The sequence below is a fragment of the Pseudarthrobacter sp. W1I19 genome, from assembly GCF_030817835.1.
In the GTDB taxonomy this organism is placed as follows: domain Bacteria; phylum Actinomycetota; class Actinomycetes; order Actinomycetales; family Micrococcaceae; genus Arthrobacter.
In genome coordinates this window covers 3,808,090-3,824,512 of sequence record NZ_JAUSZR010000001.1, presented here as the reverse complement: position 1 = coordinate 3,824,512, position 16,423 = coordinate 3,808,090, and the positions used below count along the sequence as shown (strand labels likewise).

General features: G+C 65.7%; 14 protein-coding genes. 5 read left to right on the top strand and 9 right to left on the bottom strand.

What is annotated here, in order from left to right; genetic code table 11:
- Nucleotides 1–117: 117 nt before the first annotated feature.
- On the top strand, nucleotides 118–1,326 hold the full coding sequence (locus QF038_RS17555; RefSeq protein ID WP_307611739.1) for an ROK family transcriptional regulator: 1,209 nt from the start codon (nucleotides 118–120) through the stop codon (nucleotides 1,324–1,326).
- Between the two features lie 35 nt (nucleotides 1,327–1,361).
- Here QF038_RS17555 and QF038_RS17550 read toward each other — a convergent pair whose 3' ends face one another.
- Complete coding sequence (locus tag QF038_RS17550; RefSeq protein WP_307611737.1) at nucleotides 1,362–2,321, bottom strand: D-2-hydroxyacid dehydrogenase family protein; 960 nt, start codon at nucleotides 2,319–2,321, stop codon at nucleotides 1,362–1,364.
- A gap of 140 nt (nucleotides 2,322–2,461) precedes the next feature.
- Here QF038_RS17550 and QF038_RS17545 point away from each other — a divergent pair, with 140 nt between their 5' ends.
- Nucleotides 2,462–3,658: a CynX/NimT family MFS transporter gene (locus QF038_RS17545; RefSeq protein WP_307611735.1), complete on the top strand. Its 1,197-nt coding sequence runs from the start codon at nucleotides 2,462–2,464 to the stop codon at nucleotides 3,656–3,658.
- A 138-nt stretch (nucleotides 3,659–3,796) separates the two neighbouring features.
- Here QF038_RS17545 and QF038_RS17540 read toward each other — a convergent pair whose 3' ends face one another.
- The 3 genes from QF038_RS17540 to aceA all read right to left on the bottom strand — a co-directional run bounded on the left by QF038_RS17540 (nucleotide 3,797) and on the right by aceA (nucleotide 7,148).
- The gene (locus QF038_RS17540; protein WP_307611732.1) at nucleotides 3,797–3,937 is read right to left on the bottom strand and encodes a hypothetical protein; all 141 of its coding nucleotides are present in this window, start codon (nucleotides 3,935–3,937) and stop codon (nucleotides 3,797–3,799) included.
- The gene (aceB, locus tag QF038_RS17535) at nucleotides 3,938–5,590 is read right to left on the bottom strand and encodes a malate synthase A (protein WP_307611730.1); all 1,653 of its coding nucleotides are present in this window, start codon (nucleotides 5,588–5,590) and stop codon (nucleotides 3,938–3,940) included. It abuts the gene before it with no gap.
- Nucleotides 5,591–5,831: 241 nt separating this feature from the next.
- Entirely contained in the window at nucleotides 5,832–7,148 is a 1,317-nt protein-coding gene (gene aceA, locus QF038_RS17530; protein ID WP_307611728.1) for an isocitrate lyase, read from the bottom strand.
- Nucleotides 7,149–7,296: 148 nt separating this feature from the next.
- Between aceA and QF038_RS17525 the strand changes: the two genes are divergently transcribed.
- On the top strand, nucleotides 7,297–8,808 hold the full coding sequence (locus QF038_RS17525; RefSeq protein WP_307611726.1) for an XRE family transcriptional regulator: 1,512 nt from the start codon (nucleotides 7,297–7,299) through the stop codon (nucleotides 8,806–8,808).
- Nucleotide 8,809: 1 nt separating this feature from the next.
- Here the strand turns inward: QF038_RS17525 and QF038_RS17520 are convergent, their stop codons facing one another.
- The 4 genes from QF038_RS17520 to QF038_RS17505 form a co-directional block, all read right to left on the bottom strand.
- On the bottom strand, nucleotides 8,810–9,316 hold the full coding sequence (locus tag QF038_RS17520) for a hypothetical protein (protein WP_307611724.1): 507 nt from the start codon (nucleotides 9,314–9,316) through the stop codon (nucleotides 8,810–8,812).
- 260 nt (nucleotides 9,317–9,576) lie between these two features.
- Nucleotides 9,577–10,605, bottom strand: coding sequence for a TAXI family TRAP transporter solute-binding subunit (locus tag QF038_RS17515; protein ID WP_307611722.1), 1,029 nt, complete (start codon nucleotides 10,603–10,605; stop codon nucleotides 9,577–9,579).
- Nucleotides 10,598–12,052, bottom strand: a complete 1,455-nt coding sequence (locus QF038_RS17510) for a HAMP domain-containing sensor histidine kinase (protein ID WP_307611720.1) — start codon at nucleotides 12,050–12,052, stop codon at nucleotides 10,598–10,600. Before QF038_RS17510 ends, QF038_RS17515 begins: the two co-directional genes overlap by 8 nt.
- Nucleotides 12,049–12,717, bottom strand: coding sequence for a response regulator transcription factor (locus QF038_RS17505; RefSeq protein WP_307611718.1), 669 nt, complete (start codon nucleotides 12,715–12,717; stop codon nucleotides 12,049–12,051). The genes QF038_RS17510 and QF038_RS17505 overlap by 4 nt, the downstream gene beginning before the upstream one ends.
- Before the next feature lie 346 nt (nucleotides 12,718–13,063).
- Between QF038_RS17505 and QF038_RS17500 the strand changes: the two genes are divergently transcribed.
- Together QF038_RS17500 and QF038_RS17495 are read left to right on the top strand one after the other, a co-directional pair.
- Nucleotides 13,064–14,455, top strand: a complete 1,392-nt coding sequence (locus QF038_RS17500; protein WP_307611716.1) for an MFS transporter — start codon at nucleotides 13,064–13,066, stop codon at nucleotides 14,453–14,455.
- A 329-nt stretch (nucleotides 14,456–14,784) separates the two neighbouring features.
- On the top strand, nucleotides 14,785–16,041 hold the full coding sequence (locus QF038_RS17495) for a serpin family protein (protein WP_307613519.1): 1,257 nt from the start codon (nucleotides 14,785–14,787) through the stop codon (nucleotides 16,039–16,041).
- Between the two features lie 22 nt (nucleotides 16,042–16,063).
- Here QF038_RS17495 and QF038_RS17490 read toward each other — a convergent pair whose 3' ends face one another.
- Complete coding sequence (locus tag QF038_RS17490) at nucleotides 16,064–16,363, bottom strand: hypothetical protein (RefSeq protein ID WP_307611714.1); 300 nt, start codon at nucleotides 16,361–16,363, stop codon at nucleotides 16,064–16,066.
- Nucleotides 16,364–16,423 lie beyond the last annotated feature (60 nt).

The following is a 16,423-nucleotide window of genomic DNA, read 5'->3' as shown; positions in this document are numbered from 1 at the left end:
GCGGGAGTGGGATCCGCCACAACTTTTCGGCTACTGCAACGCTAGGGTGGCTTTTGCTGCGCGTCAAGCAAAAGTTGCGGGCGTGACATACAGAAGTAGCCGTGCTATTCATGTCCTATGACCAAGACAGCGGGAGGCAGCGCCATACCGGAGCTTGCCTTGGCCCAGGGCGGTGCGGGCGTGCTGTTCCAGCTCCTGCGCGACGGCAAGGCACGCACCCGTGCCGAACTGGCCCTGGCCACCGGGCTGGCACGGTCCACCGTGGCGTCCCGGATCGATGCCCTGATCGCGTCCGGCCTGGTGGGCCCGGCGGGGGAGGCCAGCTCAAGCGGCGGCAGGCCGCCGTCGCGCTTTGCCTTTAATCCGGCCGTACGCGTGGTGCTGGCTGTGGACGTTGGGGCCACACATGTGATCGTTGCCGTCACGGACCTCAACGGCGAAGTCCTGGCCGAGCAGCGCCTGGCGCAGGACGTGGCGGCCGGGCCGGAAGCGGTGCTGGGCAAGGTGCTCACGGAAGGCGTGGCCCTCCTGGCTGCTGTGGGTCGGACTGTGGGAGATGTGGCCGGAGTGGGCATCGGCCTGCCGGGGCCCGTGGAGCACGCCACCGGAAGGCCGGTGAAGCCGCCCATCATGCCGGGCTGGGACGGGTTCGACGTCGTTGCTTATGTTCAGCGCTCGCTGCCGGTTCCGGTGCTGGTGGACAACGACGTGAACATCATGGCGCTGGGGGAGCGGACCGCGCACTGGCCGGAGCACAATAACTTCCTGTTCATCAAGGTGGCCACCGGAGTGGGTTCCGGGATCATCAGCAGCGGGACGTTGCAGCGCGGCGCCAATGGTACCGCCGGGGACCTTGGCCATGTGCGGGTCCCGCGCGGGGACGACGTGCTCTGCCGGTGCGGGAACTACGGCTGCCTGGAGGCTTTGGCATCCGGCCCGGCCCTGGCAGCGGAACTGAACCGGCAGGGAGTGCCCGCAGCGAAGGGCAGTGACGTGCTGCGGCTCGTGGCACAGGGAAATCTGCAGGCCATCCAGGTGCTGCGCCAGGCCGGACGCGACGTGGGGGACGTCCTGGCCACAGTGGTCAACCTGCTCAACCCGTCTGTCATTGTGATCGGCGGGAGCCTGGGCCAGGCAGGGGAACACCTCATGGCCGGGGTGCGCGAAGTGGTGTACCGGCGCTCGCTGCCCCTGGCCACAGCCCACCTGAGGATTTCCCTGTCGATGGCCGGAGACAGGGCTGCCATTTTGGGGGCCAGCCAGATGGTCACGCAGCACGTGTTGTCCCCGGCGGCGGTGGAGGCAACCCTTCAGGCAGCGGGTTAGCCTGCGTCAGGCTGAGTCAGCTGAGACTGCCAGTCCTATGCTGAAATCACGCGCACGGGTGCCCCTGCGAGCCAGGCCTTGACGTCCTCCAGCGCCCCGCCGTAAAACTGCCGGTAGCTCTCCCGCGTTACGTAGCCGAGGTGCGGGGACAGCACAGTGTTGGGAGCGGTAAGGAGGGGGTGACCTGCCGGGAGGGGTTCGTGGTCGAAGACGTCCACCGCGGCCCCTGCGATCCAGCCTTCGGCCAGGGCCCGCACCAGGGCGTCCTGGTCCACCAGCGGGCCGCGGGCAGTGTTCACCAGGATGCCGTCGGGGCCCAGCAGCCTCAGCTCCGGCTCTCCCACGATGCCCTCTGAACGGGGAGACAAACGGAGGTGGAGGGTGGCAACGTCGGAATTCCGGAAGAGCTCCTCCTTGGACACCTTCCGCACTCCTGCCTCGGCCGCGGCCTCGTCCGTGAGGTTCTGGCTCCACGCGAGCACGTCCATGCCGAAAGCCTGGCCGTAGCAGGCAATCCTGCGGCCGATCTTGCCCAGGCCCACCACCCCGAGCGTTTTGCCGGCAAGTTCAAACCCCACTGTGTGTTGCCACGACCCGGCGCGCAGCGAACTGTCTTCGGCGGGGATGTTGCGGGCGATGGCCAGGAGCAGGGCCCACGTGAGTTCCGGCGCGGCGGTGGGGGATCCAGGCGTGCCGCAGACCGTGATGCCGAGGTCGTCCGCCGCGGCCACATCGATGGAGGCGTTTGCCATCCCGGTGGTGACCAGGAGCCGAAGGGCGGGGAGTTTTTCCAGCACCTCACGGGGAAAGGCCGTCCGCTCCCGCATGGCAATGATGATCGTCGCGTCGGCGAGTGCGGACTCCATCGCATCCGGCGAACTGAACGGCTCGCGGTACGTGGTGACCGCAACGCCGTCGGGCGCCAGGGAGGACCAGTCGGCGAATCCGTGCGCAACGTCCTGGTAGTCGTCAAGGATGGCAAGCCGGTGCTGCATGTCTGTGTCCTTCGTCCCGGAGGGTGCGGCAGTGATGTTCATCGTATGGCAGGAGGGCGCGGCAATAAGGGACTGGCCCGCGTTATGCCCGTGATAGCAATGAGGGTGATGAAAAAAGATCCGACCCCCACGCCCAGCCGGTGAGCGCCCGTTTCCTGGCCCGGATTCCGAGGACCTGGATCCTGCTGGCCTGTATCGGGCTGCTGGCGCTGAACCTGCGGGGCCCGTTCGTGGCCGTTGCCCCTGTGGTGGACGTGATGCAGGCGGACCTCGGGTTCTCACCGGTGGTGCTGGGCCTGCTGACCAGTATTCCGGTCCTCTGCTTCGCGCTGGCGGCACCCCTGGCCTCGCTGGTGGCGCGGGGGTACGGTGCGGAACTTGCCGTGACCCTGACCATCCTGGGAGTGCTCGCCGGCGTCATCATCCGCTCAGCCGGCGGTCCGGCGCTGGTGCTGGCCGGGACGGTGGTGATCGGCCTCGCCATTACCATCGGCAACATCGCCGCGCCCCTCATCATCCGCCGCGACTTCCCGCCGCTGCGGCAGGGGACCGCGATGGGCGTCTACACCGCCGCACTGAATGTCGGGTCCTTCCTGACCTCGATGGTCACGGCGCCGCTGGCCGAATTCGCGGGCTGGCAGCTCGCGCTCGCGTCCACCGCGCTCCTGGCGGTAGCGGCCATCGTGTGCTGGGTGCTCGCCATCGGACTGCGCGCAGCCTTTGTGCCCTCCGCCGCTCCCGTGCCGGACGGGCAGCGGCCGGCGGCTGCGGCCGGTTCGGCATGGACCACGGCCGGGCTCACTGCAGCATTCGCCGGCCAGGCATTCTCCTACTACGCCCTCACTGCATGGCTGCCCAGCTACCTTAGCGACGAACTCGGCATGTCCGCTTCGGGTGCGGGCGCCGGATCCTCGCTGTTTCAGGTGTTCGCCATTGTGGGCGGCCTGGGCGTGCCCTTTGCGGCCAAGTATTTCAGTACGACGGCGGCGGCGGTCACCTTGGGTGTGCTGTGGACGTCCGTCCCCGCCGGCCTCCTGCTGGCACCGGAGCTCTGGTGGCTGTGGTCTGTTTTCGGCGGCGTTGCCCAGGGCGGGGGAATCACCCTGATCTTCATCGCCATCATCAAGCTCGCCCGGGACCAGGTTGCCGCCGGCCGGATGTCCGCCACCGTCCAGGGCCTGGGCTATTGCTTCGGTGCCGTGGCGCCTCCGCTGGTGGGTTTTGTGCACGACGTCTGGGGTTCCTGGACACCGGCCCTGCTGGTCATCCTGGCATCGGTGCTGACGTTCTTCGTCGCGTCCACCCTGTCCGTGCGGCGGGTGCCGAGGGGGCGCTAGCCGGCCCGCCGCCGTCGTCCGCCTTCCCCGCCCCACGGACGCTCTCTCACTTAACGCGGTTTAACGCCGGACGCTCTCTCACTTTCTTCTGGAAAGTGAGAGAGCGTCCTTGGATTTTGCACGTTAAGTGAGAGAGCGTCAGGGGGTGTCGTGGCGGGTGAGGCCGTCCTGCGCGTCGGCGCCGCCCAGGGGGTGCTCCATTGCCGGGCCGGCCCTCCGGATTTCGGAGGTGCCTGTTGCGAAGGGCGTGCCGGCCCGGCAGACGGAAGTTATTGCCACTCAGGCCGCGGCCAACTCCTCCTGGGTTGCCTTCTCGCGTGCCTCGGTGAGGTAGCGGGTGTAGGCGGGGAGGGTGAGGAAGGACGGGAAGTCGTGTGCGAGGGTGACTTCTTCGAAGATGTCGCGGGCGTCTTCGAAGCGGTCGCCGTCGAAGCGTTCGAGCCGGGCGAATTCTTCGTCGAGGAGTTCCTCGATCCAGTGGTGGGTGATGATTTCGCCGTGGTCGGTGATGGCGCGGGCGTAGATCCATTGCCAGAGCTGGGAGCGGGAGATTTCGGCGGTGGCGGCGTCTTCCATGAGGTTGTGGATGGCGACGGCGCCGTTGCCGCGGAGCCAGGATTCGATGTAGCGGATCCCGACTTCGATGTTGTTCCGGATGCCCTGTTCGGTGATGGTGCCCTGGGTTGCGGCCACGTTGATCAGGGCCCGGTCGTCCGGGGTGACGTCTTCGCGGGTGCGGTCGAGCTGGTTGGGCTTTTCGCCCAGGATGGAGTCGAAAACTTCGCGGCAGACCGGCACCAGGTCGGGGTGGGCCACCCAGGAGCCGTCGAAACCGTCGTTGGCCTCGCGGGTCTTGTCCGCGCGGACCTTCTCGAAGGCGTTGGCGTTCGCTTCGGGGTCTTTGCGGTTGGGGACTGCTGCTGCCATGCCGCCGATGGCCATGGCTCCGCGTTTGTGGCAGGCCCGGACGAGTTGTTCGGTGTAGGCGCGCATGAAGGGGGCGGTCATGGTCACCTGGGAGCGGTCCGGGAGGACGAAGCGGGGGCCGCGGGTGCGGAAGTTCTTGATCAGGGAGAAGATGTAGTCCCAGCGGCCGGCGTTCAGGCCGGAGGCGTGGTCGCGCAGTTCGTAGAGGATTTCTTCCATTTCGAAGGCTGCGGTGATGGTTTCGATCAGTACGGTGGCGCGGATGGTGCCCTGCGGGATGCCGAGCAGGTCCTGGGCGAGGATGAAGATGTCGTTCCAGAGCCGGGCTTCGAGGTGGTTCTCGATCTTGGGCAGGTAGAAGTACGGGCCTTTGCCCTGGGCCAGGAGGCGGCGGGCGTTGTGGAAGAAGAACAGGCCGAAGTCCACGATGCCGCCCGCGATGGGGGCGCCGTCGATGAGCATGTGCTTTTCGGGCAGGTGCCAGCCGCGGGGGCGGACCACGATGGTGGGAAGTTCACCGGCGGGGCGGAGTTTGTATTCCTTGCCCTCGGGGGAGGTGAAGTCGATGCGGCGTTCAAGGGCGTCGGTGAGGTTCAGCTGGCCCTTGATCACGTTGCGCCATGTGGGGGTGGAGGCGTCTTCCATGTCCGCGAGCCAGACCTTGGCGCCGGAGTTCAGGGCGTTGATGGTCATCTTCTTGTCCACCGGCCCGGTGATCTCCACCCGGCGGTCCTCAAGGCCCGGGGCCGGCGGAGCGACGCGCCAGGACGGGTCATTGCGGATGTCCTCGGTCTCCCGCAGGAACCTTGGATCCTGCCCGCCGGCAATGTCAGCACGCCGGGTCCGGCGTGCCTGCAGCAGCTCCTGCCGACGCTCAGCCGTTGCCCGGTGCAGCTTGGCAATGAATGCCAGCGCGTCCGGCGTCAACACCTCGTCCTGCCGGCAAATCGGCTGGGCAGTCAGGGTTATGCCATTGATCGTGAAGCTGTCAGTAAAGCTGTTCATTTCTGTCTCCTTAAAGACGAAAAGGGAAGTTCGACGGCGGGTGGCGGCAGGTAGGCGACTAAAGCAAAAGGCCGAAGGAGCCGGTATCGCGGCAGCCTGCGTAAAAGGGGCCCTATGCCCGCCCCCCGACCGAGTTCTACGAGGTCATGGGGCGGGCATGGGGAATAGCAGGCCGAGCGATGCCGGTCCGAAGGCCGGACGGGTTTCGACAAGCTCAACCACCGCCCGCCGTCGTAAGTTGCTAGTGGAATTGGCCCTCTTCGGTCGATCCGACCAAGGCAAGGGTGGACGCGTTCGGGTTGAGCGCGGTGGAGATGGTGTCGAAGTAGCCGGTGCCGACTTCGCGCTGGTGCTTGGTTGCGGTGTAGCCGCGGGACTCGGAGGCAAATTCCTTTTCCTGGAGTTCGACGTAGGCGCTCATGCCTTCCCGGGCGTAGCCGTGGGCGAGGTCGAACATCGAGTAGTTCAGGGCGTGGAAACCGGCCAGGGTAATGAACTGGAACGTAAAGCCCATGGCCCCGAGTTCACGCTGGAACTTGGCGATCGTGGCGTCGTCCAGGTGCTTGCGCCAATTGAACGACGGTGAGCAGTTGTAGGAGAGCATCTGGTCCGGGAACTCGGCCTTGACCGCTTCGGCGAACTTGCGGGCCAGCTCCAGGTCCGGGGTGCCGGTTTCCATCCAGATCAGGTCCGAGTACGGGGCGTAGGCCTTGGCGCGGGCGATGCAGGGTTCGATGCCGTTGCGGACCTTGTAGAAGCCCTCGGCGGTACGCTCACCGGTGATGAATTCCTGGTCGCGCTCGTCCACGTCCGAGGTGATCAGGGTGGCTGCCTCCGCGTCGGTGCGGGCGATGACCACGGTGGGGGTGCCGGCGACGTCGGCTGCCAGGCGCGCGGCGTTCAGGGTCCGCACGTGCTGCTGGGTGGGGATCAGGACCTTGCCGCCGAGGTGGCCGCACTTCTTTTCCGAGGCGAGCTGGTCTTCCCAGTGCACACCTGACGCGCCGGCCTGGATCATGGACTTCATGAGTTCGTAGGCGTTCAGCGGGCCACCGAAGCCGGCCTCGGCGTCGGCGACGATCGGGACCAGCCAGTCCTCAACGGTCTGGACACCCTCGGAGAACTCGATCTGGTCCGCCCGGAGCAGCGCGTTGTTGATCCGGCGAACCACCGTGGGCACCGAGTTGGCGGGGTAGAGGGACTGGTCCGGGTAGGTGTGGCCGGAGTTGTTGGCGTCCGCAGCGACCTGCCAGCCGGAAAGGTAGATGGCCCGGAGCCCCGCTTTGACCTGCTGGACTGCCTGGTTGCCGGTCAGGGCGCCCAGCGCGTTGGTGTAGCCGCCGGTCTTGTGCTCTTCGGTGAGCTGCTTCCACAGCTTCTCGGCACCGCGGCGGGCCAGGGTGTGCTCTTCGGAGACGCGGCCGCGGAGGCGGACGACGTCGGAAGCTGAGTAGTCCCGGGTCACACCTTCCCAGCGGGGGTTGGCGGCCCACTCGAGCTCCAGGGCTGCGGCCTGCTGTTCGGGCGTCTGCTGGGTGGGCTCAAATGCTGCAGTCATCGTTGATCTCCTCGATTGAGCTCCGGATGGAGTAGGTGGGAACCGCGTCGTTGAGGTTCCCACCGGCTTTCCGGTGCGGTGTTTCTTTCCGTAGCCACTACTTTTCAGCACTTTCAAACCCCTTTCTAGATAAAAAGTGTGGAAAGAAATGCACTTCTTCACGTATTCTTCAGAAATGTCACCTTCAAGCTGGAACAGGGACGTTTCCCAGCCGCCGCCTACCGCCGCTGCGGAACTGGACGTCATTTCCTTGGGCCGTCGTGTCCGCCACTTGCGCAAACAAGCCGGGCTCACGCTCGATGATCTGAGCGCCGCCGTCGGCACAGCTCCAAGCCAGCTCAGCCTGATCGAAAACGGCAAACGTGAGCCCAAGCTGACCCTGCTCCAGCACCTTGCGGGCGCGCTCAATGTCAGCATCGACCAGCTGCTGGGGGCCGAACCTCCCAGCCGCCGGGCAGCCCTGGAAATCGAGCTTGAGCGGTACCAGCGCGGGCCCCTTTACGAATCCCTGAACCTGCCCAAAATCCGCATCAGCTCGCGGCTTCCGCTGGATGTGCTTGAGGCCCAGGTGGGCCTGCTGCAGGAGCTCGAACGCAAGATGAACGAGCAGGTGGCCACCCCGGAAGAAGCCCGCCGGGCCAACGGGGAACTGCGGGCGATGATGCGGGAGCGGGGCAACTATTTTCCGGAGTACGAGGCCGAGGCGCAGAAGGTCCTCAAGGAGGTGGGCTACACCACCGGGCCGCTGAGCCAGCACGTGATCGCGGACATCGCGGCTCACCTCGGTTTTACCCTGCATCACGTGGGCGATTTGCCTCATTCAACGCGGTCAGTGACAGATTTGAAGAACCGCAGAATTTACCTGACCCAGAGCCAGCGGCAGGACCACGATCCCCGCTCGGTGCTGCTTCAGGCCTTGGGCCACTACGTTCTGGGGCACGAGACACCCCGGAACTACGGGGATTTCCTCGCCCAGCGGGTGGCCACTAACTACTTCGCCGCCGCCCTTCTCCTCCCCGAACAGGCAACGGTGGAATTTTTGCAAAAAGCCAAGACGGCGAAGGAAATCGCGGTCGAGGATATCCGCGACGCGTTCGCCGTTTCCTACGAAACCGCGGCCCACCGCTTCACCAACCTGGCCACCAAGCACCTGGGCATCACCACCCATTTCCAGAAGACCCACCAGAGCGGGATCATCTACAAGGCCTACGAGAACGACGGCGTGAACTTTCCGCAGGACCACACCGGCGCCATCGAGGGGCAGCCGTCGTGCAAGGCCTGGACGTCGCGGGCAGTGTTCGACGTGCCGGACAAGTTCAGCGCTTACAGTCAGTACACTGACACGCCGTCCGGCACCTACTGGTGCGCCGCCCGCACCGAACGGTCGCCCAGCGGCGAGTTTTCATTGAGCATCGGCGTTCCTTACCAGCACGTGAAGTGGTTCCGCGGGCGGGAGACGACGGCGCGGGCTACTTCAAATTGTCCGGATCCCACGTGCTGCAAGCGCCCGCCTGAGTCCTTGACGTCCGAATGGGCCGGAAACGCCTGGCCGTCCGCCCGCGCCCACTCGCACCTGCTGGCAGCCATGCCGCCGGGCGCGTTCCCAGGCGTGGACGAAACCGAGGTGTACAGCTTCCTGCAGGCGCACTCCGGGAGTTAAGTTACCGAAGGTCATAGGCCCTTGGGCTCGCCGTCACTTGCATGTCGCGCAGAGCCACACGCAGATCGAGGCCAATGATGTCTGTGAGGATGCCGTGCACTGCACGAAAAGATTCCTCGTCGCCGGACCAACGGCCGGAATCGCGAAGAAAGCGCAGGAAATGCATCATGCAATAGGTAGCGGTAATGCCCTCGTGGAGCGTGCCCAATATAAGAGAAGCCAACCTTGCGGCGACGTCAGCGGGCTCAAGGGCAGTTATGGCACCGGATCCCTTGGACGCAGGGTAAAAGCGGAAAAACATCGTCAAGCTTTTCAACACCACCCTGACATCTGTGCGGAACCAGTGCTCGCGGTACCAGCAGGTGAAGGCCGGAGTCAGGGCCTGCAACTCGCTCACGTTGCCCGGCGAGGCGTGCGCTGTCTCCCGCCGAGTGCCTTTGACCGGGCTGCCCGGTTGTTTGCGGGCCGGCTTCCTTCGTGCCGCCAACCGGCGTTGCTTCCTGGTCACATTGATCCTCACCTTGCTTGTTGCGTCGGTCAGACCAAACGCTAATGAGGAAGCACCCCGGGCCGCCATGCACTGAAGGCCGTATGTGGATAGCTGGCGGAAGCGCAATCGGGGACCTGATTCAAACGCCGCATAGATCTTGCTGTTTGCGGATGTGATGCAAGAGCGATGGGGCGTCTGCCCGATTGTTGCAGGAGCTGATGTGACGTTTTGCGGGTGTGGGGCAGGAGCTGATGGGGCGCGTGGAAAGGGGCGTGGGCTTACCCGTGGAGCTCCCGGTACGCGGCAGCTGCTCCAGGGTGCAGCGGCAGGCCCGCGGTGTTGATGAGGGATTCGGGGCTGAGGAACTGGACGCCCAGGCTGGACTGCGGAATGAGCTCCTCCGCGCGGCCCACCAACAGCTCCACCGTCCGCTGTACGGTGGTGTCCGCCAGGTCGCTCCGGCACAGCAGCAGGTTGGTCACGCCTACGGTCCAGACGGCGGGAAGCCCCTCGTACGCTCCGGCCGGGATGAGCACCCGGTCGTAGAAGGCGCCGTACTGGGCGCGCAGCACTGGCAGCAGCACGGAAAGATCCAGGAAACTCAGCCCCACGTCGTGATGGGCGGCGGCGATGGCGGCGGTGGGAACGCCTCCGGACCAGAACAAGGCATCCACTGATCCGTCCCGGAGTGCTGAGAGCCCGTCATTGAGTCCCAGATTCAGGACGGTAACCGCTTGTCCTCCACCGCCGGCGGCACCTTCACCTGCGTTGACGGAAGTGAGCCGGGCGGCTTCCAGCAGGCGCAGTGTTGTCAGGGACGTTCCGGACCCCGGCTCACCCACAGCCACCGTCCTGCCGGCCAGATCGGAGATGGCGTGAAGACCGCTCTCCTGCCGGACCGCACAATGGACGTAGTTTTCATAGACTCTTCCGAGGGCGGTAATTCCCGTCTCGGATGCGCTCTTTCCCGCTGCCTTTTCGGCCGCCGAGTCAGCGAGGGCGACGGCGAACGTGGCCCGCCCGCCGAGGAGGTGCTCGAGGTTGTCCAGGCTGCCGCCCGTCTCGAGCGCGGTGGCTTGCCGGGCCACCCCGTTGCGTTGGAGTGAGGCGGCAAGCAGGGTAGCGAACTCGAGGTAGAAGCCGCCTGGCTCGCCACCTGCCACCACTAAGGAATCCACCCGGTCTTCCGAAGTACAGGCGCTCAGCGCCGGCAACAAAATCCCCGCCAGCCCTGCCGCAGCACCGGCTTTGAGCACGCCGCGCCTGGACAGGAAGGGTGCAGTCAGAGGGGAACAAGGGTCACCCATGCGGCGCCGCCTGCCGGTTGGTGTCCCCGCTCGGAGCGTCGCCGGCATGTGGAAACTCGAGGCAGGCACGCAGGCCGTGGGGCTCCACTGTAGCCAACACAAGACGTCCGCCATTCGCCACGGCCAGCTTGTCCACGATGGTCATGCCCAGGCCGTTGCCGCTCACCGCCGAGTGCTCCGGCGAGCGCCAAAAACGCTGGGTGGCCGCTGACCTTTCCTCGGACGAAAGCCCGGGCCCGTCGTCGGTCACTTCAATCACCACACTGTTGCCGCGGGCGCGGACAGCAGCTGTGATAGTGGCGCGGCCGGCGTATTTGATGGCGTTGTTCAGCAGTTCCCCAACCATCTGGGCCAGGTCGTCCGGGCGGCAGGCGATGAGTGCCGGCTGTTGGGGCGGGCTCCCAAGCACGATCGAAGCACCGGCCAGCCGGGCAGCGGGTCCTGCCCGTTCGGCTTCCCCCTGCACGACGGGGAAGGGGTCAACGGGAGTCCGGTCCGCAGCGGAGAGACCTCCAGACGGGGTGCCCGCCGAGTCCGCGAAGGCGCGGTGCTCCGCCGCGGCAAGTTTCAACACGCCGTCCAGGATCTCTTCCACGCGTTCGAGTTCCGTGACCACTGCGGCGGCAGCATCCCGCTCCTTGGCTGTCTTCAGCTCCAACTGCAGCAGGTCGATCCGCAGCCGCAGCGCTCCCACAGGGTTGCGGAGCTCATGGGAGGTGTCCGCGATGAGCTGGCGCTGGGCTTCGAGGCTGTCGCTGACACTCTGCGCCATGGCGGTGAAGGACCTGCTGAGTTCCCTCAACTCGGGCGGGCCTTCCTCCGGCAGTTGACCGCTCCGTCCGGTTGCTTCCAGCTCGGCGACGGCGGCATTGAGCCGGTGGACCGGGCGCAGCACCCAGCGGGTCACCCGGGCTGCGGCGATGAGGAGCAGGGCTGCGAGGGCGGCTGCAGCGAGTCCGACGGCGAGCCAGCGTTCGCGCAGTTTCTGGCGGGCAGCGTCCTGGTTGACTTCCAGGACGGCCGCCCCGAGCACTTGGCTGGCACTTCCGAAGGAGCGGGAGATCACCGCCGAACCGGTGCCGAAGGGCTGAACTGGCGCCAGGGTGGTGTCACTCAGGTTCAGGCTGGCCCTGGCCAAGGCGTCCCGCACGTCGGCCCTGTCCTCGCTGAGGCCGCCGGAGCGCAGGGTTCCCTGCTGCAGCCGGATCAAAACGCCTTCGCCGTAGAGCTCGGAGTACCGGTCCATTTCAGCCTGCAGCTGGGTGGCGTCGCCGCCGTCGGTCCCGGCGTCGAAAGCGACCTGGGCGAGTCGGTTCAGGGAAGCAGCCCGGTTGATCTGGAGCTCCTGCGTGAGCTCCCTGCCGGCGGAGGCCAGGATGGTGTTGGAGGCGATGAGGACCAGAAGGACGGACAGGACGCTCAGGATCCCGAGAACGCGGAGCCTCACGCAGAACCCGCCTCGATGCGGTAGCCAACACCGCGGACGTTGATGATGAAGCCCGGCAGCCCAAGCTTGGCCCGGAGGCCCGTCAGATGCACATCGAGGGCGCGCGAGGAGGCGACAAACGCGTCACCCCACAGCGAATCCAGGATCTGCTCCCGGGTCACCACCGAACCTGCATGGCTTGCCAGGAGCGCGAGCAGGTCGAATTCCGTGGCCGTCAGGGGAAGGTCTTGCGTGGCGAGGACAGCAACCCGGCGTTCGAGGTCCACCTCCAGTTCGCCCAACTTGATGAGGCGCTGCCTGGTGTCCTGTGACCTGGCCGCGCGGCGGGTCACGGCCTCGATGCGGGCGAGCAGCTCCACCAGCTTGACCGGTTTGACCAGGTAGTCGTCGGCGCCAGAGCGGAGTCCGAGCACCACACTGCGTTCGTCGTCGCGCGCGGTCAGAATCAGGATGGGAACATCGGTGACCTGCCGCAGCTTGCGCAGGACCTCCAGCCCGTCCATGTCCGGGAGTCCGAGGTCCAGCAGAATGACTCCGAACCGCCGGTGCCCTAGGAGAGCGTCCGCGCCGCGGGAAACCCGGCTGGAGTTGTGCCCGGCAGAAACCACCGCCGCTTCGAGGGCGGATGCCATAGCGTCGTCGTCCTCGACGATGAGCACATCCATAGCCAGTTCCTGTTCCTTTTCGAGCGGCGCGATGTCGCGGCCGCCGGACGACTCTCCCGCACCACTCTGCCTGCCCTTGGCAGATTACCCCTTCCACCGGTTCTCCGTTGCCCCCGGAGGACCCACCCGGCACAACCGGCAACAGGCACGAATACCTAAGGAAGTGTTAGGAATTCCTTTTTCGCTTGGGCTGTGCCGTGGCTCACGCATAGCTTGGTTGAGGTCCTCAAGCTTTACGAGGGGACGCACAACCTCAAGGAGGAACCATGAGCAACGCTGCCATGGACAGCACAAAAATCAGGCCGGAGCGGACAGCGGGGACCGCGCAGCCAAGGAAGGTTCAGCGATGAGCAGCCAGCAAACCGCAGCAGTCAGCGAATCGGTACAGACCCGGCGCGCCGTGGGCAACATATTGAAGGGCTCCGCCGGCAACCTGGTGGAGTGGTACGACCTCTACGTCTACACAGTCTTCGCCGCCTACTTCCAGGCGCACTTCTTCAACTCCAAGGATGAACTTCAGGCCGGCCTTGAAGCCATGGCCGTTTTCTCGACGTCCTTCCTCATGCGCCCCATCGGCGCCTGGTTCTTCGGCCGGTACGCGGACCGCAAGGGCCGCAAGGCAGCATTGACGCTCAGCGTGACCCTGATGTCTGCCGGTTCCTTCGCCATCGCCGTCCTCCCCACCCAAGACGTGATCGGGCTCTGGGCGATGATCCTGCTGGTCCTCATCCGGGTGATCCAGGGGTTCTCCGTAGGCGGCGAGTACGGCACCAGCGCCACGTACATGTCGGAGGCGGCCACCAGCAAGCGCCGCGGGTTCTTCTCCAGCTTCCAGTACGTCACCCTGGTCGGCGGCCAGATGCTGGCGCTGCTGGTCCTGGTGATCCTACAGAACGCCATGCCCAAGGGCGATCTCACCGAGTGGGGCTGGCGCATCCCGTTCGCCATCGGCGGCGTCGCCGCGCTGGTGGTCCTGTGGCTGCGGCGCTCCATGGAAGAAACTGTCTCGGCCGAGCAGATCCAGGCTGCCAAAGCCCCGGCAGCGGGGGGAGCCCAGCCGGGCACCATGAAACTGCTGTTCACCCAGTACTGGAAGCCGCTGCTGATCTGCATCGGCGTCACCCTGGGCGGCACCGTGGCGTTCTACACGTACACCAACTTCATCCTGAAGTTCATGAACGATACGTCCGGCATCGCCAAGACGGACACCTCCGTGATCAACTTCTGGGCGCTGTTCATCTTTATGCTCCTGCAGCCGGTTTACGGCATCATCTCGGACAAGGTGGGCCGCAAGCCGCTGCTGCTGTGGTTCGGCATCACCGGGGTCCTGTTCACCTGGCCGCTGCTCTCCACCCTGGCCGGAACCAAGGATCCGTTTACAGCCTTCCTGCTGATGATGGGCGGCCTGCTCATAGTGGGCGGCTACACGTCCATCAACGCGTTGGTGAAAGCCGAACTGTTCCCGGCTTCCATCCGGGCCCTTGGCGTGGGTTTGGGCTACGCCATCGCCAACTCACTCTTCGGCGGCACCGTTCCGCTGATCGGCGCGGCCTTCCAGAAAGCTGAGCGGGAGGACCTGTTCTTTACCTACGTCACCGTGGCCATTGCCGTGTCCCTGCTGGTGTACATCTTCGCCCTGAAGAACAAGAAGGCAACCCACCTGGACCGGGAACAGGGCCATGCCTGGGTCCAGGCACCCAAGGACGGCGACAAGGAAAAGGACCCGCTGGGCGTCTGACGCCGGCAGAAGGAACAAAGGAGGGTACGACGGCGGGTGGCCGCCCGCCGTCGTACGCCCACCACAGCAGGACGCTCTATCAGTTCCTGCAGGAAATACCCGAACGCTCTATCACTCTCTTCAGGAAAGTGATGGAGCGTTCCGGGTTTTCCCGCGTTAGGTGATAGAGCGTCCTGTGGGGACGCTGCGGGTGGCGAGACCTAAATGAGTGCAAAGCGTGACCCTACCGGCATGGTCCGTTGCCGGCGTCGCTGTTTCACTGGAAGCAGGCGGGCTTCCGCCTGGTGACGCCGGGGGAGGCAACAGCCGTGAAGCATTTCCAGCGGGCAATGGCGTTCGGCGCCGTACTGGCCATGGCGGGGTGTGCTGCACCGGCGCCACCGCAGTTGCTCACGGCAGACGGCGTGGAGCGGGTTGCGGTGGACAGCGCGGCCTTCAGTGATGAGCTGATCAGTTTCCGGAATTCCGCCTTCGTGCTGGGGGATACCCTCCTGGCCAGCGGGGGAGAGGGCAACGTGGTTGCGTCGCCCGGCAGCCTGCTGATTGCCCTGGCTATGCTTCGTGCGGGCGCAACCGGGGAGGCTGCCGCGGAGATTGATGCCGTGCTCGGCCTCCCGGCCGGCGGCCGGGACGAGGCCATGAACGCGTTGCTCGCCTCCCTGGAGGAGTACGACGGCGACCCCGGCTCAGTGGATGAGGAGAACCCGCCCGCCAAGCCCCTGATGCACGCCGCGAACGGGTTGTTTGTGGACCGGAGCGTTCCCACGGGGGAGAACTACCTGAAGACCCTCGCGCAGTTCTACGGAACGGGCGTGTACCCGGTGGACTTCACTGACGAGGCAGCCACGAAGCCGGCCATGGACGCCTGGGTCAACAGGAATACCGGCGGCCGGGTTGAGAAGGCGCCCGCCCGGTACGACCCGAAAAACACTTTCAGCCTCCTGAACTCTGTATATTTTGCCGGCGCCTGGGAGGCCCCGTTCAGTGCCGAGGCTACGTCGGACCGGCCGTTCGAAACGCCGCAGGGAACCGCCAGCGTGCCCATGATGCATGGCGCGCAGTACATGGCGTACGCGGACGGCGCCGGCTGGCAGGCGGTGGACCTGCCGTATGGCGAAGGGTTTGTGATGCGGCTGGTGCTTCCCGCGAGGGGTTCAGACGGCGGTGCTGCCGCCATCAAGGCGGACCTGTTGGCCGGGGTGGCAGATGCCCTGGAGGCAGCAGATCCCGGCATGGTGGACATCGCACTGCCCACGTGGGACCACAACAGCAGCTTTGATCTGCGCGAAGTGCTCGGGCAAATGGGCCTCCGCAAAACCCTGGAAACTACTTCCGATTTCAATGCCATTCAACCGGGCCTGATGCTCACCCAGGCTGCGCAGGATGCCAACATTACCGTCGCGGAAAAGGGAACGGTGGCGGCGGCCGTCACCCAGATCAACGGGATGGCGGTCAGTGGCCGGGCCCAGCCCGAAAAATCCATCACCTTCGACCGGCCGTTCCACTACCAGATCGTGCACACGGAGACTGGCCTGCCACTCTTTATGGGAAAGGTCACCGACCCGCGCTGGTGGCTGCGAGGCTGATCGGGCGCCGGGCCTGTGCGGCTTAGCTCCCGGATTTTGCAGCAGCGCGGCGCACGATCGCGCCGTACGCCGCGAACAGCCGCGGCAGCACCACGTACACGGCCGCCGGGACAACCACCAGCGTGAGGGCCAGGGCCCGGAGGACGGGGTGCCAGCTTTCCGTCAGCGGTGCGGTCAACACCATGCCCACGGCCACGAGGGGAAAGATTGCCAGCCACGTGATGACTGCCCGCACGTGGATGGATGGCGCGGGGGGAGCAGCCGGGACGGACGGGGAAGCGGCTGCTGCAGTGACGGCGGCGGGAGCGGCGCTGTTGTTCACGGGAATCTCCAACTAAACGGTTGCTTTTGCTTGAATCGACAGTAGACCTCTGCCGGGCAA

Bases quoted from the DNA above. Each gene is read 5' to 3' on its own strand.
- QF038_RS17495 (WP_307613519.1), top strand. From the start codon at position 14,785: ATGGCGTTCGGCGCCGTACTGGCCATGGCGGGGTGTGCTGCACCGGCG.
- QF038_RS17555 (WP_307611739.1), top strand. From the start codon at position 118: ATGACCAAGACAGCGGGAGGCAGCGCCATACCGGAGCTTGCCTTGGCC.
- QF038_RS17500 (WP_307611716.1), top strand. From the start codon at position 13,064: ATGAGCAGCCAGCAAACCGCAGCAGTCAGCGAATCGGTACAGACCCGG.
- QF038_RS17515 (WP_307611722.1), bottom strand. From the start codon at position 10,605: ATGGGTGACCCTTGTTCCCCTCTGACTGCACCCTTCCTGTCCAGGCGC.
- aceA (WP_307611728.1), bottom strand. From the start codon at position 7,148: ATGACTGCAGCATTTGAGCCCACCCAGCAGACGCCCGAACAGCAGGCC.
- QF038_RS17525 (WP_307611726.1), top strand. From the start codon at position 7,297: ATGCACTTCTTCACGTATTCTTCAGAAATGTCACCTTCAAGCTGGAAC.
- QF038_RS17505 (WP_307611718.1), bottom strand. From the start codon at position 12,717: ATGGATGTGCTCATCGTCGAGGACGACGACGCTATGGCATCCGCCCTC.
- aceB (WP_307611730.1), bottom strand. From the start codon at position 5,590: ATGAACAGCTTTACTGACAGCTTCACGATCAATGGCATAACCCTGACT.
- QF038_RS17550 (WP_307611737.1), bottom strand. From the start codon at position 2,321: ATGCAGCACCGGCTTGCCATCCTTGACGACTACCAGGACGTTGCGCAC.